Source organism: Streptomyces sp. NPDC026301, assembly GCF_055567935.1.
This window is the reverse complement of sequence record NZ_JBVHPN010000002.1, coordinates 368,655-389,714: the sequence shown is the minus strand read 5'-3', so window position 1 is coordinate 389,714 and position 21,060 is coordinate 368,655. Positions and strand designations below refer to the sequence as shown.

18 protein-coding genes are annotated in these 21,060 nt (G+C 72.9%); 8 read left to right on the top strand and 10 right to left on the bottom strand.

Translation table 11 applies throughout. The features are described 5' to 3' along the window. The first annotated feature begins 22 nt into the window (after window positions 1-22). The 3 genes from ACZ4MH_RS04870 (at window position 23) to ACZ4MH_RS04860 (ending at window position 3,274) form a co-directional block, all read left to right on the top strand. The gene (locus ACZ4MH_RS04870) at window positions 23-865 is read left to right on the top strand and encodes an IclR family transcriptional regulator (RefSeq protein WP_351595091.1); all 843 of its coding nucleotides are present in this window, start codon (window positions 23-25) and stop codon (window positions 863-865) included. Window positions 866-1,035: 170 nt separating this feature from the next. Further along, window positions 1,036-2,664 carry a M4 family metallopeptidase gene (locus ACZ4MH_RS04865; protein WP_351595088.1) on the top strand — a complete coding sequence of 543 codons (1,629 nt, stop codon included), beginning with the start codon at window positions 1,036-1,038 and terminating at the stop codon, window positions 2,662-2,664. A gap of 58 nt (window positions 2,665-2,722) precedes the next feature. Further along, window positions 2,723-3,274 (top strand): N-formylglutamate amidohydrolase, encoded by a 552-nt coding sequence (locus ACZ4MH_RS04860; protein WP_351595085.1) that lies wholly within the window; start codon window positions 2,723-2,725, stop codon window positions 3,272-3,274. 11 nt (window positions 3,275-3,285) lie between these two features. On the opposite strand, the gene ACZ4MH_RS04855 is transcribed toward ACZ4MH_RS04860, so the two are convergent. Further along, window positions 3,286-4,359, bottom strand: a complete 1,074-nt coding sequence (locus ACZ4MH_RS04855; protein ID WP_351595082.1) for an AraC family transcriptional regulator — start codon at window positions 4,357-4,359, stop codon at window positions 3,286-3,288. 50 nt (window positions 4,360-4,409) lie between these two features. Here ACZ4MH_RS04855 and ACZ4MH_RS04850 point away from each other — a divergent pair, with 50 nt between their 5' ends. Further along, window positions 4,410-5,240: an ANTAR domain-containing protein gene (locus tag ACZ4MH_RS04850; RefSeq protein ID WP_351595079.1), complete on the top strand. Its 831-nt coding sequence runs from the start codon at window positions 4,410-4,412 to the stop codon at window positions 5,238-5,240. On the opposite strand, the gene ACZ4MH_RS04845 is transcribed toward ACZ4MH_RS04850, so the two are convergent. From ACZ4MH_RS04845 to ACZ4MH_RS04815, 7 genes are all read right to left on the bottom strand, one after another. Next, a complete protein-coding gene (locus ACZ4MH_RS04845; protein WP_351595076.1) occupies window positions 5,237-6,790 on the bottom strand; it encodes a GMC family oxidoreductase in 1,554 nt (517 codons plus the stop codon). The genes ACZ4MH_RS04850 and ACZ4MH_RS04845 overlap by 4 nt on opposite strands. Further along, window positions 6,780-8,360 carry an APC family permease gene (locus ACZ4MH_RS04840; RefSeq protein WP_351595073.1) on the bottom strand — a complete coding sequence of 527 codons (1,581 nt, stop codon included), beginning with the start codon at window positions 8,358-8,360 and terminating at the stop codon, window positions 6,780-6,782. Before ACZ4MH_RS04840 ends, ACZ4MH_RS04845 begins: the two co-directional genes overlap by 11 nt. Before the next feature lie 20 nt (window positions 8,361-8,380). Continuing rightward, entirely contained in the window at window positions 8,381-9,853 is a 1,473-nt protein-coding gene (locus tag ACZ4MH_RS04835) for an aldehyde dehydrogenase family protein (RefSeq protein ID WP_351595070.1), read from the bottom strand. Further along, window positions 9,846-10,985: an aromatic ring-hydroxylating oxygenase subunit alpha gene (locus tag ACZ4MH_RS04830; RefSeq protein ID WP_351595067.1), complete on the bottom strand. Its 1,140-nt coding sequence runs from the start codon at window positions 10,983-10,985 to the stop codon at window positions 9,846-9,848. The genes ACZ4MH_RS04835 and ACZ4MH_RS04830 overlap by 8 nt, the downstream gene beginning before the upstream one ends. A gap of 35 nt (window positions 10,986-11,020) precedes the next feature. Continuing rightward, window positions 11,021-13,477: a GcvT family protein gene (locus tag ACZ4MH_RS04825; RefSeq protein ID WP_351595064.1), complete on the bottom strand. Its 2,457-nt coding sequence runs from the start codon at window positions 13,475-13,477 to the stop codon at window positions 11,021-11,023. Window positions 13,478-13,521: 44 nt separating this feature from the next. Beyond that, window positions 13,522-14,607, bottom strand: a complete 1,086-nt coding sequence (locus ACZ4MH_RS04820) for an S-(hydroxymethyl)mycothiol dehydrogenase (protein ID WP_351595061.1) — start codon at window positions 14,605-14,607, stop codon at window positions 13,522-13,524. Window positions 14,608-14,808: 201 nt separating this feature from the next. Further along, window positions 14,809-15,552 (bottom strand): IclR family transcriptional regulator, encoded by a 744-nt coding sequence (locus ACZ4MH_RS04815; RefSeq protein ID WP_467754080.1) that lies wholly within the window; start codon window positions 15,550-15,552, stop codon window positions 14,809-14,811. 223 nt (window positions 15,553-15,775) lie between these two features. Here ACZ4MH_RS04815 and ACZ4MH_RS04810 point away from each other — a divergent pair, with 223 nt between their 5' ends. Both ACZ4MH_RS04810 and ACZ4MH_RS04805 read left to right on the top strand, forming a co-directional pair. After that, complete coding sequence (locus ACZ4MH_RS04810; RefSeq protein WP_351595055.1) at window positions 15,776-16,096, top strand: bifunctional 3-phenylpropionate/cinnamic acid dioxygenase ferredoxin subunit; 321 nt, start codon at window positions 15,776-15,778, stop codon at window positions 16,094-16,096. Beyond that, window positions 16,093-17,259, top strand: coding sequence for an NAD(P)/FAD-dependent oxidoreductase (locus ACZ4MH_RS04805; RefSeq protein WP_351595052.1), 1,167 nt, complete (start codon window positions 16,093-16,095; stop codon window positions 17,257-17,259). Before ACZ4MH_RS04810 ends, ACZ4MH_RS04805 begins: the two co-directional genes overlap by 4 nt. 232 nt (window positions 17,260-17,491) lie before the next feature. Here ACZ4MH_RS04805 and ACZ4MH_RS04800 read toward each other — a convergent pair whose 3' ends face one another. Together ACZ4MH_RS04800 and ACZ4MH_RS04795 are read right to left on the bottom strand one after the other, a co-directional pair. Further along, complete coding sequence (locus tag ACZ4MH_RS04800; protein WP_351597582.1) at window positions 17,492-17,659, bottom strand: hypothetical protein; 168 nt, start codon at window positions 17,657-17,659, stop codon at window positions 17,492-17,494. A gap of 128 nt (window positions 17,660-17,787) precedes the next feature. Continuing rightward, a complete protein-coding gene (locus ACZ4MH_RS04795) occupies window positions 17,788-19,182 on the bottom strand; it encodes a hypothetical protein (protein WP_351597585.1) in 1,395 nt (464 codons plus the stop codon). A gap of 272 nt (window positions 19,183-19,454) precedes the next feature. Between ACZ4MH_RS04795 and ACZ4MH_RS04790 the strand changes: the two genes are divergently transcribed. Both ACZ4MH_RS04790 and ACZ4MH_RS04785 read left to right on the top strand, forming a co-directional pair. Next, window positions 19,455-20,315, top strand: coding sequence for a Nif3-like dinuclear metal center hexameric protein (locus ACZ4MH_RS04790; protein ID WP_351597588.1), 861 nt, complete (start codon window positions 19,455-19,457; stop codon window positions 20,313-20,315). Then, window positions 20,312-21,055, top strand: a complete 744-nt coding sequence (locus ACZ4MH_RS04785; RefSeq protein WP_351597654.1) for a zinc ribbon domain-containing protein — start codon at window positions 20,312-20,314, stop codon at window positions 21,053-21,055. The genes ACZ4MH_RS04790 and ACZ4MH_RS04785 overlap by 4 nt, the downstream gene beginning before the upstream one ends. Window positions 21,056-21,060: the final 5 nt, after the last annotated feature.

Below are 21,060 nucleotides of genomic sequence, written 5' to 3'. Positions count from 1 at the left end.
ACGGCTCGGTAGGCTGCCGCGGGTGAGTGAGCGACGCGCCAAGGCACCTGACACCCCGGCCGGCACCCAGGCCATCGGCCGCGCGATGGCCGTGCTGCGGCTGTTCATCGAGGCCGAGGGCGACGTCCAGGTGACCGAGATCGTGCAGCGCCTCGGGCTCACGCCCGGCACCGCGCACCGCGTCGTCGGAGCGCTGGCCGCCGAGGGCTTCCTGCGCCGCAATCCCGCGACGGAGGGCTACTACCTGGGCAGTACGGCCATCCTGCTCGGCCAGGCGGCGCAGCGGGCGCTGGGCGCCGACCGCGCGATGCCGCTGCTGAAGCAGCTCAACGAGGAGACGAACGAGTCGGTCAACCTCGTCGTGCGGGACGGCGGCGAGTCGGTGGTGGTGATGCGCGTCCAGTCGACGCTGCCGCTCCGCTTCGAGCAGCACCCCGGGGCGCGCTTCCCGCTGTACTCCACGGCCTCGGGCAAGGCGATGATGGCGTTCGCGGAGGACGTCGAGGACTATCTGGCCGCCCTGCCCGAGCGGTTGGCGGCGGTCACGCCGCATACGGTGACCACCCCGAAGCGGTTCGCTGACGAGCTGCGGCGCACCCGGGAGCGCGGCTTCAGCATCGACAACGAGGAGAACGTCGAGGGCGTCCGCTGCATCGGCGCCCCCGTACTCGGCGCCGGGGGCCACGCCCACGCGGCGGTGGTGATCCAGGTCCCCGCCGTCCGCCTCCCCGACGCCCGCGTCCGCGCACTCGCCCCGCGTCTCATGGAGATCGCCGGCCAGGTCGCCCAGGTCGTCCCGTCCGAGCGCACGATGCGAGCGGTGCGCTACGGGACGGACGAGAGCGACCTCGGGGCCGGCTCATAGGGCCCGTACTTCAGACCCGGACGTCAGCCCCGCGCGAGGCCCTGTGCAGGGTATGTGCCGGTCGTCGTCGGGGTATGGACAGAGCGTTGTCATGGACGCTTAATGTGACTCGCCATCAGCGTTACCGGTGGGTACACCACCGGGCGCTGCCCCGCCGTCCGAGGAGCCCGATGAGATCGAGAACGCGCCTCGCCACCAGCGTCATAGCCACGGCGGCGGCCGCTCTGGTCGCCGCCACCCTGCCCACAGCCGCCACCGCCCGGCCGGCCCCCGACCGCGCCGGAGCCGTCCGCAGCGCCGACGCCGCGCTCGCCGCGCACGCCACCCAACTCGGCTTCACCGCCGCCCAGGACACCTCCGTACGCGACGTCGTCATCGACTCCGACGGCAGCCGGCACGTCCGCTACGACCGGAGCTTCGGCGGAGTGCCCGTGCTCGGCGGCGACCTGGTCGTCCACCTCTCCCCCGACGGCAGCTACCGCGGCGCCTCCCGGGCCACCCGCAGCGACCTCGCCGTCCCCACCGTCAAGCCCCTGATCAGCGCGACGAAGGCCGCGGGGCTGGGCACCGCGGCGCTGCGCGCCGCCAACTCCGGTACCGCGCTGCGCAAGGTCGCCGCGAAGCCGCTGCTGGTCATCGACGCGCTGCACGGCGCACCGCAGCTCGCCTGGCGGACCACCGCCGCAGGCCAGGACGGCAGGGGCAACCCCGCGGCGCACGTCGTGCTCACCAACGCCCGTACCGGCAAGGCGATCGACTCCTGGGACCGGCTGGAGACCGTGACCGGCGACGGCAAGTCGCTGTACGGCGGGACCGTGCCGCTGGAGACCACCAAGTCCGGCACCACGTACCAGCTCAAGGACGCCACCCGCGGCGGCACCTACACCGGTGACGCGCAGAACAAGACGGACTCCTGCATCCTCGGCATCTGCTGGGGCCGCGCGCCTGCCGCCCTCTTCACCGACGCGGACAACCACTGGGGCAGCGGCACCACCGCCGACCGCTCCTCGGCCGCGGTGGACGCCCAGTACGGCACGGACACCACCTGGGACTACTACAAGAACGTGCACGGCAGGAACGGCATCGCCGGGGACGGCAAGGGCTCGTACAACCGCGTGCACTACGGCAGCGGTTACAACAACGCCTTCTGGGACGACACCTGCTTCTGCATGACGTACGGGGACGGCGACGGCAAGGTCTTCGGGCCGCTGGTCGCGCTCGACGTCGCCGGGCACGAGATGTCGCACGGCGTCACCGCGGCGACCGCCAACCTCACCTACTCCGGGGAGTCCGGCGGCCTCAACGAGGCGACCTCCGACATCTTCGGCACGCTCGTGGAGTTCTACGCGAAGAACGCGAGCGACCCCGGTGACTATCTCATCGGCGAGAAGATCGTCCGACCGGACTTCGGGCAGGCCGCGCTGCGCTACATGGACAAACCGTCGAAGGACACCAAGTCGGCGGACTGCTGGAATTCGAAGGTGAAGGACCTCGACGTGCACTACTCGTCCGGGGTCGCCAACCACTTCGCCTATCTGCTCGCCGAGGGCAGCGGCCAGAAGGTGATCGGCGGGGTCACGCACAACTCGCCCACCTGCAACGGCAGTACGGTGCAGGGCATCGGCAAGGACAAGCTCGGGAAGATCTGGTACCGGGCGCTGACGGTCTACATGACGTCCGGGACGAACTACGCCGCGGCCCGCACGGCCACGCTGAACGCGGCGAAGGACCTGTACGGCGCGGGCAGCGCCGAGCAGAACGCGGTGGCCGCCGCCTGGTCGGCGGTCTCCGTCGGCTGACGCGACGACCCCGTACCGGCCGGGTGGCCGCCCCGCCCGGCCGGTACGGTTGCCGACCATGGCCGAAAGCACCCTGTGGACCCTGTCGATCGCCGCGGTCACCGGCGGCACCGCAGTGCTGGCCAGCTGGGTCACCAGCCGCGGCGCCACCCGCGCGGCACGCGTCCAGGCCGAAACCGCCGCCGACTCCCAGCGCCGCGAACGCCTCCGGGAGAGCCGCCGCACCGCCTACCTGGACCTGATCGAACAGACGCACCGGATGGGCGAGTTGTTCTGGGAGATCTCGGCCGTGCTGCGGCAGCCGGACGCCGAGGGGAGCACGACGGCCCTGCGGCAGCTCAGCGATCGCCAGGTGGCGGAGTACGCGAAGCTCCGCCGCTGTGCGCGGGTCGTGGAGCTGGAGGGGCCGCCGCCCGCGGCCTCGGCGGCGCTCGTGGTCCAGAAGTCGACGGGCGACTTCCACGCGGCGATCGAGCAGGCCCTGCGGACCGGCGCGGGCCCGGAGGACCGGGCCGCCGCCGAGGAGCGGTTCGACGCCGCGTACAGGCCCTTCTGGGCCGCGCTGGAGCGCTTCGTCGACGCCGCGCGCGACGCCCACCAGGGGCGGTGAGCAAGGCCGGCTCAGCGGCGGTGCGCCTGGGAGGGGAGCCTGCCGTAGCGGGCCCGGTAGGCGGCGGCGAAGCGGCCCAGGTGTGTGAAGCCCCAGCGGCCCGCGACCTCGGTGACCGAGACGCCCGGGCCGGCGGCGACCAGGTCGCGGTGGGCGCACTCCATCCGCAGCCGGCGCAGGTAGGCCATCGGTGTGGTCTCCAGGTGCTGTTTGAAGCCGGCCTGCAGGGAGCGCGGCGCGACGCCGGCGATCCGCGCCAGCTCCAGGACGGTGAAGGGGTGCGCGGGATCGGCCTGCATGGCGTCCACGGCGCGCTTGACCGGACGCGGGCAGGTGCGGGTGGCCGGGTCGGCGAGCTCTTCGCGGTACTGGTGCGGGGTGGCGTACAGCATCGTGGTGAGCAGCGAGTCCGCGAGGCCGGTGGCCACCACGGGCTGGGCCAGGAGGCCGGTCGGCGCGGCCAGTTCGCCGGCGAGGGTCCGGGCCAGGGAGACGAGGGTGCGCCCCCGGCCGTGGTACGGGTCCAGGCCGCCGGGGAAGTGCAGCGGCCGCACGGGGTGTTCGAGGTGCTCCGCCAGGGTGCTCTCCACCGCCTGCCGGTCGAAGCTGAGGGCCAGCACCTCGGTCTCGGTGTCCAGTTCGCCGGTGACGGCGCCGGCCGGCTCGAAGACCGGGACCCGGCCGTCGGTGGCGGTGGCCCGGAACACCTCGCCGCGGTGGGACTGCACCATCTGCCCGCTGCACGGCACGTTGATGTGGTACGCGACGCCCAGCCCCTCGCTCCTGCAGAGGACGTCGATGCCGTAGGTCGCGGTGGCGAAAGTGACGGGGCCCAGCTGCAGCGCGCTCATGGCGAAGCCGAAGTCCGCTGGGTCCGTGAGGGGGTTCAGCACCACCGGATAGGAGAGCATGTCGGCGATCCAGGCGCGGGCACGCTCTACGTCGGCGGTGCGGAACGCGCGCGGGCCGCACCGCGCCCGCCGTTCCGTGCCGTGGCCGCGCTCCCCCGGCATCGCCGCCCCCCGTTCCTCGGATCGTCGCTCGCCCTCGCGCAGTGAGCAGCCGACTGCGCTTGGTGTCCCCATGCTACGCAAAATGGATATCGGCGGGCCCCACGCGGGCATTGACTGTCCGAATGGAGGCATTTCCGGTGCCGCGCCTCGCCATGGACGCGGCAGACCCCACCGCCGCGTGTCTGCCGCAGCGCCCGCACGCCGTTCGACCGGCGTCCGAACGCGAGCGGCTGCTGACCCGTGCGCTGCTGGACCTGGCCTCGCCGGCGGACCGGGAGCCGGCCGCGCACGCCGCTTCCCTGATCGAGTACGTACGGCTGCTGGGCGACGAGCCCGCCCCGGACGCGCTGGCCGTACTGGCCGGCCGGCCGCCGGTCACCGCCGGTTCCGGCCCCCGCGCCGAGCTGCTGTGGGAGCTGGAGGAGCGGCTGGGCGAGGGCCCGGTGCGGGACACGCTGGCCGGCGCCCCGGCGGACGAAGTGCCGCTGGAGGCCGCGGCGGCCGCCCGCTGGCCGCGGTTCACCGCGGGGGCGCGGGAGCTGGGAGTCCGCCGGGTCAGCAGGGTGCCGCTGGCCGATGTGGCGCACGAGGACGGGCCCGGCGGCACGCGGCCGGGGGTCCCGCTGGGCGCGCTGGTGCTGTACCACGACGTGGCCACGCCCCCGCCGGCGGAACGGTCGGCGCCGGTGCCGGCGCTCGCCGACGCCGCGGCGCTGCACCTGCGGCACCGGCGCACCCGTGACCACGCCCGGCAGCTGGAGCAGGCGCTGCGCAGCCGGATCGTCATCGAGCAGGCCAAGGGCGTGCTCGCCGAGCGGTTCGGCTACCCGACGGACGGGGCGTTCGCGGAGCTGCGCCGGTACGCCCGTGCGCACCAGCGCAACCTCCACGACCTGGCGCGCTCCGTCGTGGACGGCACGGCGCCGCCGCCGTTCCGCAAGGAAGCCCGCTAGCGGTCCTCCTTGAGCAGGTCGGCGCACTTCTCGCCGATCATCATCGTGGTGATGCACGGGTTGACCGTGACCAGCTCCGGCATGACCGAGCCGTCCGCGACGCGCAGCCCCTGGATGCCCTTCACACGCAGCCGGGCGTCCAGCGGCGCCATGGCGTCGTCGTCGGCGCCCATCCTCACCGTGCAGGCCGGGTGGTAGACGGTGTTGTGGGTCTTGGCGATGTAGTCCAGCAGCTCGTCGTCGGTGCGCACGTCCGGGCCCGGGGCCAGCTCGGCGCCCGCCCAGTCCGCCAGCGCCGGCTGTGCGGCGATCTCCCGGGCGAGGCGCAGCCCGTACGTCATCACCCGTACGTCGTGCTCGTGGGTGAAGTAGCGCGGGTCGACCTTCGGTTTGTCGCGGAAGTCGCGGGTGCGCAGCCGGACCGTGCCGCGGGAGCGGGCGCGGGTGACGTTCGGGGTGAGGCAGAAGGCGTTCTCGGAGGTCGGGTAGCCGTGCCGGGCGGTGTTCAGGTCGAACGGCACCGAGCCGTAGTGGAACATCAGGTCCGGCCGGTCCAGCCCCGCTTCGGTGTCGGCGAAGATGCCGATCTCCCACCACTGGTTGGAGCTGGTCACCATGGGCTGCTTGGCGTCCCACATGATGACGCCCTCGGGGTGGTCCTGGAGGTTCTCGCCGACGCCGGGCGAGTCGACGAGGACGTCCACGCCGGTCTCGCGCAGATGGGCGGCCGGGCCGATGCCGGAGAGCATCAGCAGCTTGGGGGTGTCGATGGCGCCGCAGGAGACGATCACTTCACGGCGGGCACTGACGGTACGGGTGTGGATCAGGTCGGGGTCGAGGTAGGTGGCGCCGGTGCAGCGGCGGTGTTCGTCGATCAGCAGCTGCTTGGCGCGGACGCCGGTACGCACTTCCAGGTTGGGGCGGCGGCCGAGGATCGGGTGGAGGTAGGCGACGGAGGAGGACTGCCGGATGTTGTTCTCGTCGGAGTTGATCTGGAACCAGTTGGCGCCGCGGAGCACGGTCTCGCCGGTGTTGAACGGGGTGGTGGGGATGCCCTGTTCGGCGCAGGCGGCGAGCAGCGCCGTGCCGCAGGGGTCGGCACCCTTGATGGTGCGCAGGGTGACGGGGCCCGAGCGGCCGTGGTGGTCGCCGGGCGCGTCGTTGGACTCCAGCCGCCGGTAGAGCGGGAAGGTGTGCTCCGCGCCCCAGCCGGTACAGCCGGCGGCCTCCCAGCCGTCGAGGTCCTCGGCCGGGGCCCAGAAGGCGATACAGGAGTTGTGCGAGGAACAGCCGCCGAGGACCCGGGCGCGGGCGTGCCGCATGAAGCTGTTGCCGCTCGCCTGGGGCTCCACGGGGTAGTCCCAGTCGTACCCGGACTCCAGCAGGCCCATCCAGCGTTCCAGCCGCAGTACGTTGTCGTCGCCGACGTCGGAGGGGCCCGCTTCCAGTACGCACACCGTCACCGAGGGGTCCTCGCTGAGGCGGGCGGCCACGACGTTGCCCGCGGTGCCGCCGCCGACGATGACATAGTCGAACTCTTCAGTGGACATGGGTGGGGGTGCTCCTTGTGGTGTCGGGACCGGCTTCCTTCAGCGCCGCGTGTTCGGCGAGCACGCCCGTACGGTGGCGCTGGATCAGCCAGTAGTACGCGAAGCCGCCGAGCGCGACGGCGCCCACGAAGAGGACGGCGCCCCAGCGCAGGTACCAGTGGTGGGGCGGGGCCGCGTTGTAGACGGCGTCGCGGGGCCAGGCGAGGTTGACGATCATGCCGGCGCCCCACAGGACGGCGAGGACGTTGACGGGCAGGCCCCAGCGGCCGAGGGTGAAGCGGCCGGGCGCCGGCTGCCAGCGGCCGCGCAGCCGGGCGATCAGCATCGGCGTGGTGACCAGCAGATAGGCGCCGTAGATCATGATGATGCCGATGCTGGTGACGACGGAGAAGATCTGCGGCTGGCGGATGTTGATCAGCAGTACGGCGAGGGAGAGCACGCCGACGATCACGGCGGGCAGTACCGGGGTCTGGAAGCGCGGGCTGACCCGGGCGAGCAGCGAGGCTGCGGGCAGGTTGTTGTCGCGGGACATCGCGAAGGCGAGCCGGATGGCGGCGGTGTGGACGGCCAGCGCGCAGACCGTGACGGCGATCAGGACGCACCAGAGCATCGCCTTGCCGACGGTGTCGCCGAGCACGTCCAGGACGACGTACTGCAGCCCGTCGGTGGCCAGCCCCTTGCCGTCCAGGCTGCGCACGCTCATCAGGGCGAGCAGCAGGATCAGCCCGCCGAGCACGAAGGAGGCGAGCAGCGCGCGGAGGATGGCGCGGGGCGCGTTGCGGGAGGGGTCCAGGGACTCCTCGCCGAGCGAGGCGGCGGTGTCGAAGCCGTACATGACGTAGGCGGAGGCGAGCGAGGCGGTGAGGAAGGCGCCGAGGTAGCCGAAGCTCTGGCCCGTCCCGGTGTGGTGGGTCTCCATCACCACGTCGGGCCCGCGTACGACGTGCACGGCGAGCAGCACGATCAGTACGACGGTGGCGATCAGCTCGATGAAGACGCCCGCGGTGTTGATGCGGGCCATCAGCTTGACGCCGAAGGCGTTGACGAGGGTGGTGAAGAGGATCAGTACGGAGGCGAGGAGGACGCCGTTGGTGGCGATGTCGTAGCGCCCGGTGCCGTCGCCGACGAACTGGAAGGCGGCGGAGATCTGCGGGAGCGTGAGCTGGTAGGCGAGGGCCACGGCGGACAGCGACACGATCGAGGCGACCAGCATCATCCAGCCGGCGAGCCAGCCGACGTGCGGATTGCCCAGCCGTTTCGCCCAGTTGTAGACCGAGCCCGCGACGGGGTGGCGCGCTGCCAGCTCGGCGAAGGACAGCGCGATCATCAGCTGGCCGACGAAGACCATCGGCCAGGACCACCAGTAGGCGGGACCGCCGTGCCCGAAGCCGAAGTAGAAGAGCTGGAAGGTGCCGGTGAGGATGGAGATGTAGCTGATGCCGGCGGCGAAGGTGTGGAAGTTGCCGAGAGTGCGTTTGAGTTCGGGGCGGTAGCCGAACTCGGCGAGGCCGTCGTCGTCCTGTGCCGGTGGTGCGTCCTGCGGTGGTCTTTCTGCTCGGGGAGCCGTCAAGAGCGTTCTCCTCAGTCGGATCAGTCGAACCAGTGGAGCGCCTTCGGGGCGGTGTTGCGCCAGACGTGCTTGGTCTCGCGGTATTCGGCGAGGCCGCTGGGGCCGAGCTCGCGGCCGGTCCCGGACTGCTTGAAGCCGCCCCACTCCGCCTGCGGCAGGTAGGGGTGGAAGTCGTTGATCCATACGGTGCCGAGCCGCAGCCGGGCGGCGACCCGGTCGGCGCACGCCGGGTCGGTGGTCCACACGGCGCCGGCCAGCCCGTACACGGTGTCGTTGGCGAGCCGTACCGCCTCGTCCTCGTCGGTGAAGCGCTCGACGGTGAGGACCGGGCCGAAGGACTCGTCGCGGACCACGGACATGGCGGAGGTGCAGTCGTCGAGGACGGTCGGCAGGTAGTGGAAGCCGTCCGCGAGGTCCGGATCGTCGGGGCGGGCGCCGCCGCAGCGCAGCACGGCGCCCTCGGCGAGCCCGGCGGCGACGTACGCCTCGACCTTCTCCCGGTGCGCCGCGGAGATCAGCGGGCCGGTACGGGCCTCCGGGTCGAAGGGCCCGCCGAGCCGGATCTCCCGGGCCCGGCGCACCACCTCGTCGACGAAACGGTCGTGCAGGGAGTCCTCGACCAGCAGCCGGGCGCCGGCCGAGCAGACCTGCCCGGAGTGCAGGAAGATCGCGGTCAGCGCGTAGTCGACGGCCGTCTCGAAGTCGGCGTCGGCGAAGACGATGTTGGGGTTCTTGCCGCCGAGTTCGAGCGCGACGCGCTTGACGGTGGCGGACGCCGCGGCCATGATCCGCCGCCCGGTGGCCAGGCCGCCGGTGAAGGAGACCAGGTCCACGTCGGGGTGGTCGGTGAGCGGGGCGCCCGCCTCGGGTCCGGTGCCGAGGACGAGGTTGGCGACGCCGTCCGGCAGCCCGGCCTCGGCGAGCAGCCGCATCAGGTGGATCGCGGTGTGCGGGGTGAGCTCGCTGGGCTTGAGTACGAAGGTGTTGCCGGCGGCGAGGGCCGGGGCGACCTTCCACGCGGTCTGCAGCAGCGGGTAGTTCCACGGCGTGATCAGCGCGCAGACGCCCACCGGCTCGTGCACGACGCGGCTGTCGACCGTGGCGCTGCCCGCGTCGACGGCCCGGCCCGCGTCCCCCTCCTCGGTGATCAGGCGGCCGAAGTACCGGAAGCAGGCCGCGATGTCGTCCATGTCGAGCTCGCTCTCCACCAGCCGTTTGCCGGTGTCGAGTGATTCGGCGCGGGCCAGGACCGCCCTGTCGCGCTCCAGGAGGTCGGCGACCCGCAGCAGTTTGGCGCCGCGCCGGGCGGCGGTGGTGTGCGGCCAGGGTCCCGTGTCGAAGGCGCGCCGGGCCGCGGCGACGGCCCGGTCCGCGTCTGTACCGTCGCCCTCGTCGACCACCGCGACCAGGGTCTGGTCGGCAGGGCAGCGGATCTCGCGGGTGCCGCCGGCGGCGGCCGCCTGCCACCGCCCGTCGATGAACAGCTCAGGCACGCTTCTCCTCCAGCTGCTCGGTGACCCACTGGTGGAAGGCGCCGATGTGGTGCTCGCTCGGTACGAGGACGCCGCCGTCCCGGTACGCGCGCGAGTCCATCGCCGGCTGGGTCCGCTCGCACGCCTCGAAGTCCTGGCTGTTGACGCGGTGGAACAGCTCGACGGAGGTGGAGATGTCGGCGCCGGACTCGATCACCTCGGGGAGGTAGAGCCAGTCGCACTCCACGACCGTGCGGTCCGCGGCCATCGGGAACATCCGGTGGACGATGACGTGGTCGGGCACGAGGTTGACGAAGACCTGCGGCCGGACGGTGATCGCGTAGTACCGGCGGTCCTGGGTCTCCGCGATCTCCGGGAGCCGGCCGAAGCCGCCCTTGCCGTCGACCGTGAAGCCCTCGGCCTCCGGGGCGAACTCGGCGCCGTGCCCCACGTAGTACTGGGCGGCGAACCCGTCGGCGAACTCCGGGAGGACGTCGGTGAGTTCGGGGTGGATGGTGGCGCAGTGGTAGCACTCCATGAAGTTCTCGATGATGAGCTTCCAGTTGGCCGCCACGTCGTAGGTGATGCGCTTGCCCAGGGCCAGGCCCTCGGTGCGGTACCGCTCGATGGAGGCGGCGTCGCCGAGCCGCTCGACGGCCGCGCCGATCACGGTGTCCTCGAAGGAGGGCGGCTCGTCGGCCAGGCAGACCCAGGCGTAGCCGAGCCATTCCCGCAGCGGGACGGTGACCAGGCCGCGTTCGGTGCGGTCGATGTCCGGCATCTTCTGCAGGTTGGGCGCGGCGACCAGCTTGCCGTCGAAGTCGTAGGTCCAGGCGTGGTACGGGCACTGGAGGTTGCGGCGGGCCTCGCCGGACTCCTCGGTGCACAGGCGGGCGCCGCGGTGCCGGCAGATGTTCAGGAAGGCCCGCAGTTCGCCGCGGCGGTTGCGGGTGACCAGGACGTTCTCCCGGCCGACCTGCACGGTGCGGAAGGCGCCGGGCTTGGCCAGGTCGGCGCTGCGCACGGCGCAGAACCACAGGCGCTCGAAGATCTTCTCCTGCTCCTGCCGGAAGGTCTCCGGGTCGGTGTAGGAGGTGCCGGGCAGGGTGGCGATCAGGCTGCTGGTAGGGGCGAGTTCGGGCGTGGTCGTCATGTGCGTCTCCTCAAGCGAACTACTTGTGCCAAGCGCTACTTGCGGATGCGGGTCATGCCCGGGTCGAACAGCGGCTCCTCGGCGACGGTCGCGGGGATCTTCGCGCCGAAGTACTCCACGTGCACGGCGGTGCCGGGGACGGCGGCCGCGGCCGGCAGCCAGGCGTAGGCGACGCACCGGCCGACGGTGTAGCCGTAGGAGGCCGAAGTGACGTAGCCGACGGGCGCGCCGTCCACATACACCGGCTCCTTGCCGAGGACCACGGCGGCCGGGTCGTCGAGGGTGAGGCAGGTCAGCTTGCGGCGGGCGGTCTCCGCGCTCCGGCCCTCCAGCGCCGCGCGCCCGAGGAAGTCGCCCTTGGCGGGGCGGACGGCGAAGCCGACGCCCGCCTCGTACGGGTCGTGCTCGGTCGTCATGTCGTGGCCCCAGGCGCGGTAGCCCTTCTCCAGCCGGAGGCTGTTGAAGGCGGACCGCCCGGCCGCGATCACGCCGTGCTCCTGCCCGGCTTCCCACAGCGTGTCCCACAGGCGCAGGCCCAGGTCGGCGGTGGTGTACAGCTCCCAGCCCAGCTCGCCCACGTAGCTCAGCCGCATCGCGGTGACGGGGACGTGCCCGAGGTAGGTCTGCTTGGCCTTGAAGTAGCCGAAGCCCTGGTGCGAGAAGTCGTCGCGGGTGAGCGGCTGGACCAGGTCGCGGGCGAGCGGGCCCCAGACGCCGATGCAGCAGGTGCCGGAGGTGATGTCGCGGATCTGCACCCCTTCCGGGGCGTGCCGCAGGAGCCAGTCCAGGTCGGAGCCGCTGTTGGCGCCGACCTGGAAGCGGTCGGGCGCGAGCCGGGCCACGGTGAGGTCGGAGCGGATGCCGCCCGTCTCGTCCAGCAGCAGCGTGTAGGTGACCGCACCCGGCTTCTTGTCGAGCTGGTTGCTGGTCATGCGCTGGAGGAAGGCGAGCGCGCCGGGCCCGGTGACCTCCAGGCGGCGCAGCGGCGTCATGTCGTACAGGGCGACCTTCTCGCGCGTCGCCTTCGCCTCGGCCGCGGCGATCGGCGACCAGTAACGGGCCGACCAGGCGTCCCGCTCCGGTAGCTCGATGCCCTCGGCGAGCGGGGCGTTGGCCTCGTACCAGTGCGGGCGCTCCCAGCCGCCGCCCTCCAGGAAGTACGCGCCCAGCTCCTGCTGGCGGGCGTAGAAGGGGCTGACCCGCAGCGGGCGGGGCTGCTCCATGGGCTGGAGCGGGTGGATGACGTCGTAGACCTCGACGAAGTTCTGGGCGCCGCGGTCCTCGATGTACGCGGGCGAGCGCTGGGCGTCCTCGAAGCGGTACAGGTCGCACTCGTGAACGTCGATGTCGGGGCGGCCGTCGGTCATCCACTGGGCGACGGCGCGCGCGACGCCCGCGGAGTGGGTGACCCAGACCGCCTCGGCGAGCCAGAATCCGCGCAGGTCACGGGATTCGCCGAGGACGGGCATGCCGTCGGGGGTGAAGGAGAAGACGCCGTTGAAGCCCTCCTCGACCGCGGACTCGCCGAGCGCGGGGAGCAGTTCGACGCTGTCCTGCCAGCTCGGTGCGAAGTCCTCCGCGGTGAAGGGCAGCGAGGACGGCATGACGGGCGCGTCGTCGAAGGCGGGCACGGCGGCGGGGTCGACGGGCATCGGGCGGTGCGCGTAGGAGCCGATGCCGATGCGGTCGGTGTGTTCGCGGTAGTACAGGTCGCGGTCCTGGAACCGCAGGATCGGCTTGCTCGCCTCGGTGCGCGGGTCGTTGACGCCGTCGAGCTCCGGGAGCGGCGCGGTCTTGGCGTACTGGTGGGCGAGCGGCAGCAGCGGCACGTCCACGCCGGCCATCTTTCCGATCACCGGGCCCCAGAAGCCGGCCGCGGAGACGACATGGTCGGCGGGGAAGGTGCCGCGGTCGGTGACGACGCCGGTGACCCGGCCGTCCGCGCGCTCGATGCCGGTGACGGTGTGCCGCTCCAGGAAGCGGGCGCCGCGCTGCTCCGCGCGGGCGATCTGCGCGCGGCAGGCGAGGACGGCGCGGGCCAGGCCGTCGTCGGGGGTGTAGAACCCGCCGAGCACCCGGTCCTCGTCCAGCATCGGCCAGTACTTCTTGCACTCCGCCGGGGTGATCAGTTCGCCGCGTACGCCCCAGGAGGCGGCCAGCCCGGCCTTGCGGTGCAGGTCGGCCCAGCGCTCGGGGGTGGTGGCGAGCTCCAGCCCGCCGAGCGGGTTGAAGCAGGACAGCCCGTCCACTTCGAGGGAGTTGAACTTCTCGACGGTGTACGAGGCGAACGCGGTCATGGTCCTGGAGGGGCCGGTCTGGAAGACCAGCCCGGGGGCGTGCGAGGTGGAGCCGCCGGGGGCCGGGAGCGGGCCCTGTTCGAGGACGGTGACATCGCGCCAGCCGCGCGCGGTCAGTTCGTCGGCGAGCGAGCAGCCGACGATGCCGGCGCCGATCACGACCACGCGGGCATCGGTGGCGGGTGTGCGGGACATGCCCCTCCTTCGGGTCAGGCAGGAAGTTCCGGGACTGGCGTCCCTCAGAGGACGACCACGGAGCGCAGGACGCGGCCGCCGCGCATGGTGTCGAAGGCGGCCTCCACCTCGTCCAGGGAGATCCGCTCGGTGACGAAGGCTTCGAGGTCGAGCAGCCCGTAGAGGTACTGGTCGATCAGGTCGGGGAAGTCGCGGCTGGGCAGGCAGTCCCCGTACCAGGAGGACTTGAGGGCGCCGCCGCGCGAGAAGAGATCGCTGAGCGGGATCTCGACCTTCATGCCGGGCTCGGGCACGCCCACCTGGACCAGGGTGCCGGCGAGGTCGCGCATGTAGAACGCCTGCGTGTACGTCTCCGGGCGGCCCACCGCGTCGATCGCGAGGTCCACGCCGAAACCGTCCGTCAGGGCGCGCACCGCCTCGACCGGGTCCGTGCCGCGGGAGTTGATGATGTGGGTGGCGCCGAACTTCTCGGCCCGGTCGAGTTTTCTGTCGTCGATGTCGATGGCGATGACCTTGCGTGCGCCGTTGAGGCAGGCGCCCGCGATCGCCGCGTTGCCGACGCCGCCGCAGCCGATGACCGCGACCGTGTTGCCGCGCCGCACGTTTCCGGTGTTCACGGCCGCGCCGTAGCCGGCCATCACGCCGCAGCCGATCAGGCTCGCGGCCTCGGGGCGGGCCGCCGGGTCGACCTTGACCGCCTGCGCCGCGGCGACCAGCGTCTTCTCGGCGAAGGCACCGATGCCGAGCGCCGGGGTCAGCGGGGTGCCGTCGAGCAGCGTCATCGGCTGGGCGGCGTTGCGCGAGTCGAAGCAGTACCAGGGGCGGCCGCGGCGACAGGAGCGGCAGGTGCCGCAGGGCGCGCGCCAGGCGAGCACCACGTAGTCGCCGGGCAGCAGGTCGGTGACGCCGTCCCCCACGGCCTCCACCACCCCGGCCGCCTCGTGCCCGAGCAGGAACGGGAAGTCGTCGCCGACCGCGCCTTCCCGGTAGTGCAGATCCGTGTGGCAGACCCCGCACGCCTGCACGGAGACGAGCGCTTCCCCCGGGCCCGGGTCCGGCACCAGAATCTGCTGCACCTCGACCGGTGCGCCCTTTTTCGTCGCGACCACAGCACGGACTTCGTGTGGCATGCCCCTACCCCTCAGTGTTGCGCACTGCACGACTCGTTGCGCGATGAGAGACATACTGGGAACGCCGTCTCGGCGCCGTCAAGGGGTGCGAGTTAACCCTTGGTAAAAGCGCCGGTACTGATCGCAGACAAGGCAGCGGGGCCGGTCGGCACCGGCCCCGCATCGTTCCTGCGTACGGTCGAACCGCCTAGTCGGCGGGGGTCAACTCCCGTATCCCATGCGGCGGGACAATTCCTGGGCCGCCTCGACCGTGCGCTTGGCGACCTCCGGGATGCGCTCGGGCTCCAGCCGGTACGCGGGCGCCGAGACGCTGATCGCGCCGATCACCTGGCCGTCGTGCGCGCGCACCGGCGCGGCGACCGCGTGCAGCCCGAGCTCCAGCTCCTCCATCGCCACCGCGAAGCCGTTGCGCACCACCTCGGCGAGCTGGTCGCGCAGCTCGGCGACGGAGGTGATGGTCCGCTCGGTGAGCCGCGGCAGCTTCCGGGCGAGCGCGGCGTCCTGCACCGGGCCCGGCTGGAACGCCAGCAGCGCCTTGCCGCTGGAGGTCGCGTGCAGCGGGGTGCGGCGGCCGAGCCAGTTCTGCGCGGTGACCGAGGCCGGGCCGCGGGCCTGCATGATGTTGACCGCCGCGCCGTTGTCCAGCACCGCGATGTTGGCCGTCTCGCCCAGCTCGTCGGCGAGCAGCCGGCACATCGGCGCGCCCTCCTGCGAGATGTCCAGCCGGACCGCGGCGGCGCCGGCCAGCCGCAGCACCCCGGCGCCGAGGTAGTACTTGCCGCGCTCCTGCTCCTGGGAGACCAGCCCGCGGTTCTCCAGCACGCCGAGCAGCCGGAAGGCCGTCGACTTGTGCACGCCGAGCTCGTCGGCGACCTCGGTCACCCCCGCCTCGCCGTGCCGGGCGAGGATCTCCAGCACGGTGACCGCACGGTCCACCGACTGCACGGAACTCCCCGCTCCGCGGGGTGATTTCTTCGCTGACCTGGCCTCCGACGTGTCCTTCGCGCTGTCCGTCATCCGATCTCACCACCTGGCGCGACCCGATGCGGGCCGGCATCTGAAGGGAGGCGCTTGACGCGCGGGCTCCCGGCTTGGATTCTGTTGCGCAGAGCGCTTCGCCGTGCGCATCGCGGAACTCAACTATACCGAACAGTAAGAGGGGTGCCCCGTGATTCCCGTCTGCCACCTCAATGACCTGCCCGCAGGCGAGTCCGTACGCATCGACACCGCACCTCCGATCGCCGTCTTCAACGCCGACGGCGAGATCTACGCCATCGACGACACCTGCACCCACCAGGACGCCTCGCTCGCCGACGGCTGGCTGGAGGGCTGCCTGGTCGAATGCCCGCTGCACGCCGCGTCGTTCGACCTGCGCACCGGCGCCCCGACCTGCCTGCCCGCCCGCCGCGCCGTCCGCACCCACTCCGTCACCGTGGAGGACGGCATGATCTACGTGCGCCACGCCGCCGAGGAAGGCAACGCCGCATGAGGACGGTCACCGTCGTCGGAGCCTCGCTGGCCGGACTGTACGCCGCGAGAGCGCTGCGCTCCCAGGGTTTCGAGGGACGGCTGATGATCGTCGGGGACGAGTGCCACCGTCCGTACGACCGGCCGCCGCTGTCCAAGGACTTCCTCAAGGGCACGACCGGGCAGGACGACCTCGCACTGGCGGACGCCGAGGAGGTCGCCGAGCTGGACGCGGAGTGGCTGCTCGGGACGCGGGCCGCCGGGCTGGCCGCCGACGGCCGGTCGGTGCGGCTGGCAGGCGGCCGGTCGCTGGCCACCGACGGGGTGGTCGTCGCCACCGGCGCCACCCCGCGCCGGCTGCCGGGGCCCGAGCTCGCCGGGGTGCACACCCTGCGCGGCCTCGACGACGCCCAGGCGCTCCGCGCCGACCTGGCCGCCGGGCCGGTGCGGGTCGTGGTGATCGGCGGCGGCTTCATCGGCGCCGAGGTCGCCTCTTCGTGTGCCGCGCTCGGTCATGAGGTCACGGTCGTCGAGGCCGCGCCGCTCCCGCTGCTGCCGCAGCTCGGCGAGGAGATGGCCGGGGTCTGCGCGGGGCTGCACGGTGATCACGGCGTCACCCTGGTCGCCGGTACGGGCGTCGCCGCGCTGAAGGGCGAGCCGGGCGGCCGGGTCTCCGGTGTCGAGCTGGCCGACGGGCGGGTGCTGCCCGCCGACACCGTCGTCGTCGGGATCGGCGTCCGCCCGAACACCGACTGGCTGGCCGGCTCCGGGCTGGCCCTGGACGACGGGGTGGTCTGCGACGCCGGGTGCGTGACCGCGCTGCCGCACGTCGTCGCGGTCGGCGACGTGGCCCGGGTCGACGGGTCCCGTACCGAGCACTGGACCAGCGCGACCGAACAGGCCGCCACCGCCGTCCACAACCTGCTCGCGGGCGAGACCCTCCTGGCGCATCGCGCGGTGCCGTACTTCTGGTCCGACCAGTACGGCGTCCGCATCCAGTTCGCCGGACGGCGGCTGCCCACCGACACCCTGCGAGTGCTCGACGGCTCCCCCGAGGACCGCAGCTTCCTCGCCGCGTACGAGCGCGACGGCCGCACCACCGCGGTCCTCGCCCTCAACCGCCCCCGCCCGTTCATGAAGCAGCGCCGCGAGCTGATGCGGGCCGCACAGCCGGTGGCGGGCTGACCGGCCGGTCGCCGACCGACCGCGCGTGGGGGGGGGGGGGGGGGGGGGGGGGGGGGACACCCCCCCACCCCCCACAACACCCCTGCCCCCGCACGCTTCGGCCCCTCTTCCCCCCCTCCCAGCACCCTACACCCCCCCCCCCCCCACACCCCCCCCCCCCCCCCCCCCCCCCCCCCCCCCCCCCCCCCCCCCCCCCCCCCCCCCACGGCCGACTCGGGAGGGCCGGTGGTGCTCAGGCTTCCCGGGAGTTCTTGGGCCGGCGGTGCCGCCCGGCGCTGGACGCGGCCGCGTCCTCGCTCGCTGCCGGGCCACGGTGCTTGCCGGAGCCTGCGGCCGTGGCGGCCTGGGCGGAGGACCCTTGCGGGCGCGCCTGGGTCGTGTCGGTTCGGGCTTCGGACATGGAAAGTGTCACTCCGTCAGATCGCTTACAGGTGTACGCGTCGGGACCGCCGCGGCATCACCGTCGGTGGCCGGGTCAACCGGCTGCGTAGCCCCCTTCCGAATTCTAACGGGGCGTACTTTTTCGCTCTACCGGGCCTCCCGGGCCGCCAGTGGCGCCTGCTGCAGCGGTACTGGCCTGCACGGTTGGGGATGCGCCCCGCTTGCGTACGGTTCCCGCGCGGTGGGGTCCGATTGTGCGGATGTTGTGCAGTCGTTCGGATATCCGGCGGGGGTCGTGCGGATTACGGAAGTCGGCGGCAAAGCGGACGAGGTGTCCCAGGGGAGACGCGTCAGGCGTTGCGAATGCGACGCGGGGGCCGCTGCCGGCACCGGTACGGGGAGCGCGGGAGACGGGGGCGCGGCGCCCGGAGGTGCCGTGACCGCAGCGTCCCAGGGGACGCTCACCCGGGCCACGCCGCACGGGGTGGCCGGCGTCGCGTACGGCAGCCGCAGCTCGCCGTCCGGCGTCCACCGGCCCGTACCGGCGAGCCAGCCCGCGGGCGCGGCCGGCCGGCCCAGCCGCTTCGCCGCGGGCCGCCACGTGGCGAGCCAGGTACCGGCCGCCGCGTCCACCCGGAACGCCACCGCGCAGCTCTCCGGGGTCAGCACCTGTCCCGGCTGCACGGCGAACGGCGTCAGCGCGGCGTCCGCCGAGCGCAGCGCTTCGGGGAACCGCACCGGCAGCGTGCTGCCCAGTACGCCCCAGCCCATCCGGTCGTACCCGGGTGCGTCCGACCGCAGCAGGATCAGCCCGCTGTCGGGGTCGGCCAGCAGCAGCCGGTCGTTGCTCCGCTCCGCGATCTGCAGCAGCGGGCTGACCTCGCCGCCCCGGCCGAGGTCGACCACCACCGTCTTGGTAAGGCCGTCCAGCTCGCGGTCCAGGGCCAGCAGCCGGCCCTCCTTGTCCAGCCAGGCGCCGCCGGTGCAGCGGCCCGGCACCAGGGCGATCCGCTGCGGCCCCTCGCCCCCGCCGTGCAGCAGCCAGACCGCGGTGGCCCGGCGCGCGCCGTCGCCGCCCACGGGGGCGAGCGCGTGGGCCGCAGTGCCGCAGGGGGCGGGCGGCAGCAGCGTCAGCTCCTCGGTCTCCACGGCGCCCAGCGGGAGTTCGCCGGTGCCCGGGCCCGTGGGGTACAGGAGGGCGACCGTGCAGTGGCCTTCCGTGCGGCGCAGGATCAGCACCCGGCCGTCGGTGAGCGGCAGCAGCGCGCTGTCCGGCTGCTCGGGGCGGCGGCCGGGGAGCGGCACCGCGTACGGCTCGCAGCCGTCCAGCGTCCAGCGCTCGGGGTACCAGCCGCCGCCCGGCCCCTGGGTGAGCCGCGCGGCGTACGAACCGTCGGCGGCGAGCGTCAGCGCGGCGGGGCGGTGGGGCAGTCCGGTGAGCCCCCGGAGCCCGGGGAGCTCGGGGGGTCCGGGAGCGGCGGTCTCCGTGACGTCCTCGGTGTTCCCGTCGGTTCCAACGCCCTCGATTGCACAGGCAGTCATGGAATGGTCACCTCCAGTCACGACTGAAGCTAGTTTTCGCACTTCGTGTCGATCAACGCGTGATGGACCACTTCACGCGTATGAGTGGCCGTTGTCCGATTCGCCTGCGAGCGGTGTGGCGGATGTGCCAGCCGGGTCGCTCCGCGCCGGGTCCGCGCGGCGTCCGGTGGCGGTCCGCCAGGGGTGCGCCGGGTGCCTGCCCAGGTGCGCCCGGCATCCTGGGGCCACCGCGGCTGGGCGTTCCGCCGGGGCTGGGAGGTAACCTTCCACCCGTGCCCGCACTGTCTGAAGTCCTCTCCGCCCTCGACGCCCTGTGGCCCGCCGAGCGGGCAGAGGCGTGGGACGCCGTCGGCACCGTCTGCGGCGACCCCGAAGCGCCCGTACAGCGCGTGCTCTTCGCCGTCGACCCCGTACAGGAGATCGTCGACGAAGCCGTGCAGCTCGGCGCCGACCTGCTCGTCACCCACCACCCGCTCTACCTGCGCGGGACGACGACGGTCGCGGCGTCCACCTTCAAGGGCAAGGCCGTCCACACGCTGATCAAGAACGACATCGCCCTGCACGTCGCGCACACCAATGCCGACACCGCCGATCCCGGCGTCTCCGACGCCCTCGCCGGTGCCCTGGACCTGCGCGTGCTGCGCCCTCTGGTGCCGGACGCGAGCGACCCGGCGGGCCGCCGCGGCCTCGGCCGGGTGTGCGAGCTGACCCACCCGATGAGCCTCGCGGAGTTCGCCCGGTACGCCGCCGAGCGGCTGCCGGCCACCGCGCAGGGCATCCGCGCCGCCGGCGACCCCGACCGCACCGTCCGTACGGTCGCGGTGTCCGGCGGCTCCGGTGACAGCCTCTTCGACGATGTGCGCGCGGCGGGCGTGGATGCCTTCCTCACCGCCGACCTGCGCCACCACCCGGCCTCCGAGGCCACCCAGAAGAGCCCGCTCGGGCTGCTGGACGCCGCGCACTGGGCCACCGAGTGGCCGTGGTGCGAGCAGGCGGCCGCGCAGCTCGACGAGATCTCCGACCGGCACGGCTGGGACCTGCGTACGCACGTCTCCCGTACGGTCACCGACCCCTGGACCGCCCACGCGGCGTCCTCCCGGACCACCACCGACTCACCAGGAGCCCCCAACTGAACGCCGCGCCCGCAGACCAGATCCGCCTTCTGAACGTCCAGTCCCTGGACCTCCGGCTCACCCAGCTGGCGCACAAGCGCAACAACCTCCCCGAGCTGGCCGAGCTCCAGACCTTGGAGAGCGACCTCACCCAGCAGCGCGACCTGCTCGTCGCCTCGCAGACCGAGGAGAGCGACACCGCCCGCGAGCAGACCAAGGCCGAGCAGGACGTGGACCAGGTGCGCCAGCGCGCGGCCCGCGACCAGCAGCGCCTGGACTCCGGCGCGGTCACCTCGCCCAAGGACCTGGAGAACCTCCAGCGCGAGATCACCTCGCTCGCCAAGCGCCAGGGCGACCTGGAGGACGTCGTCCTGGAGGTCATGGAGCGCCGCGAGGCCGCGCAGGAGCGCGTCACCGAGCTGACCGGGCGGGTGGAGGCCATCCAGGCCAAGGTCGCCGACGCGGTCGCCCGTCGGGACGCCGCCTTCGCCGAGATCGACGAGGAGGCCGCCACGGTCACCAAGGAGCGCGCGCTGACCGTCGCCGACATCCCCGACGACCTGCTCAAGCTGTACGACCGGCTGCGCGCGAAGCAGGGCGGCGTCGGTGCCGCCCGGCTCTTCCAGCGCCGCTGCGAGGGCTGCCGCCTGGAGCTGGACATCACCGAGCTGAACGACGTGCGGGCCGCGGCGCCCGACCAGGTCGTGCGCTGCGAGAACTGCAGCCGCATCCTGGTCCGCACGCCGGACTCCGGCCTGTAAGTCCG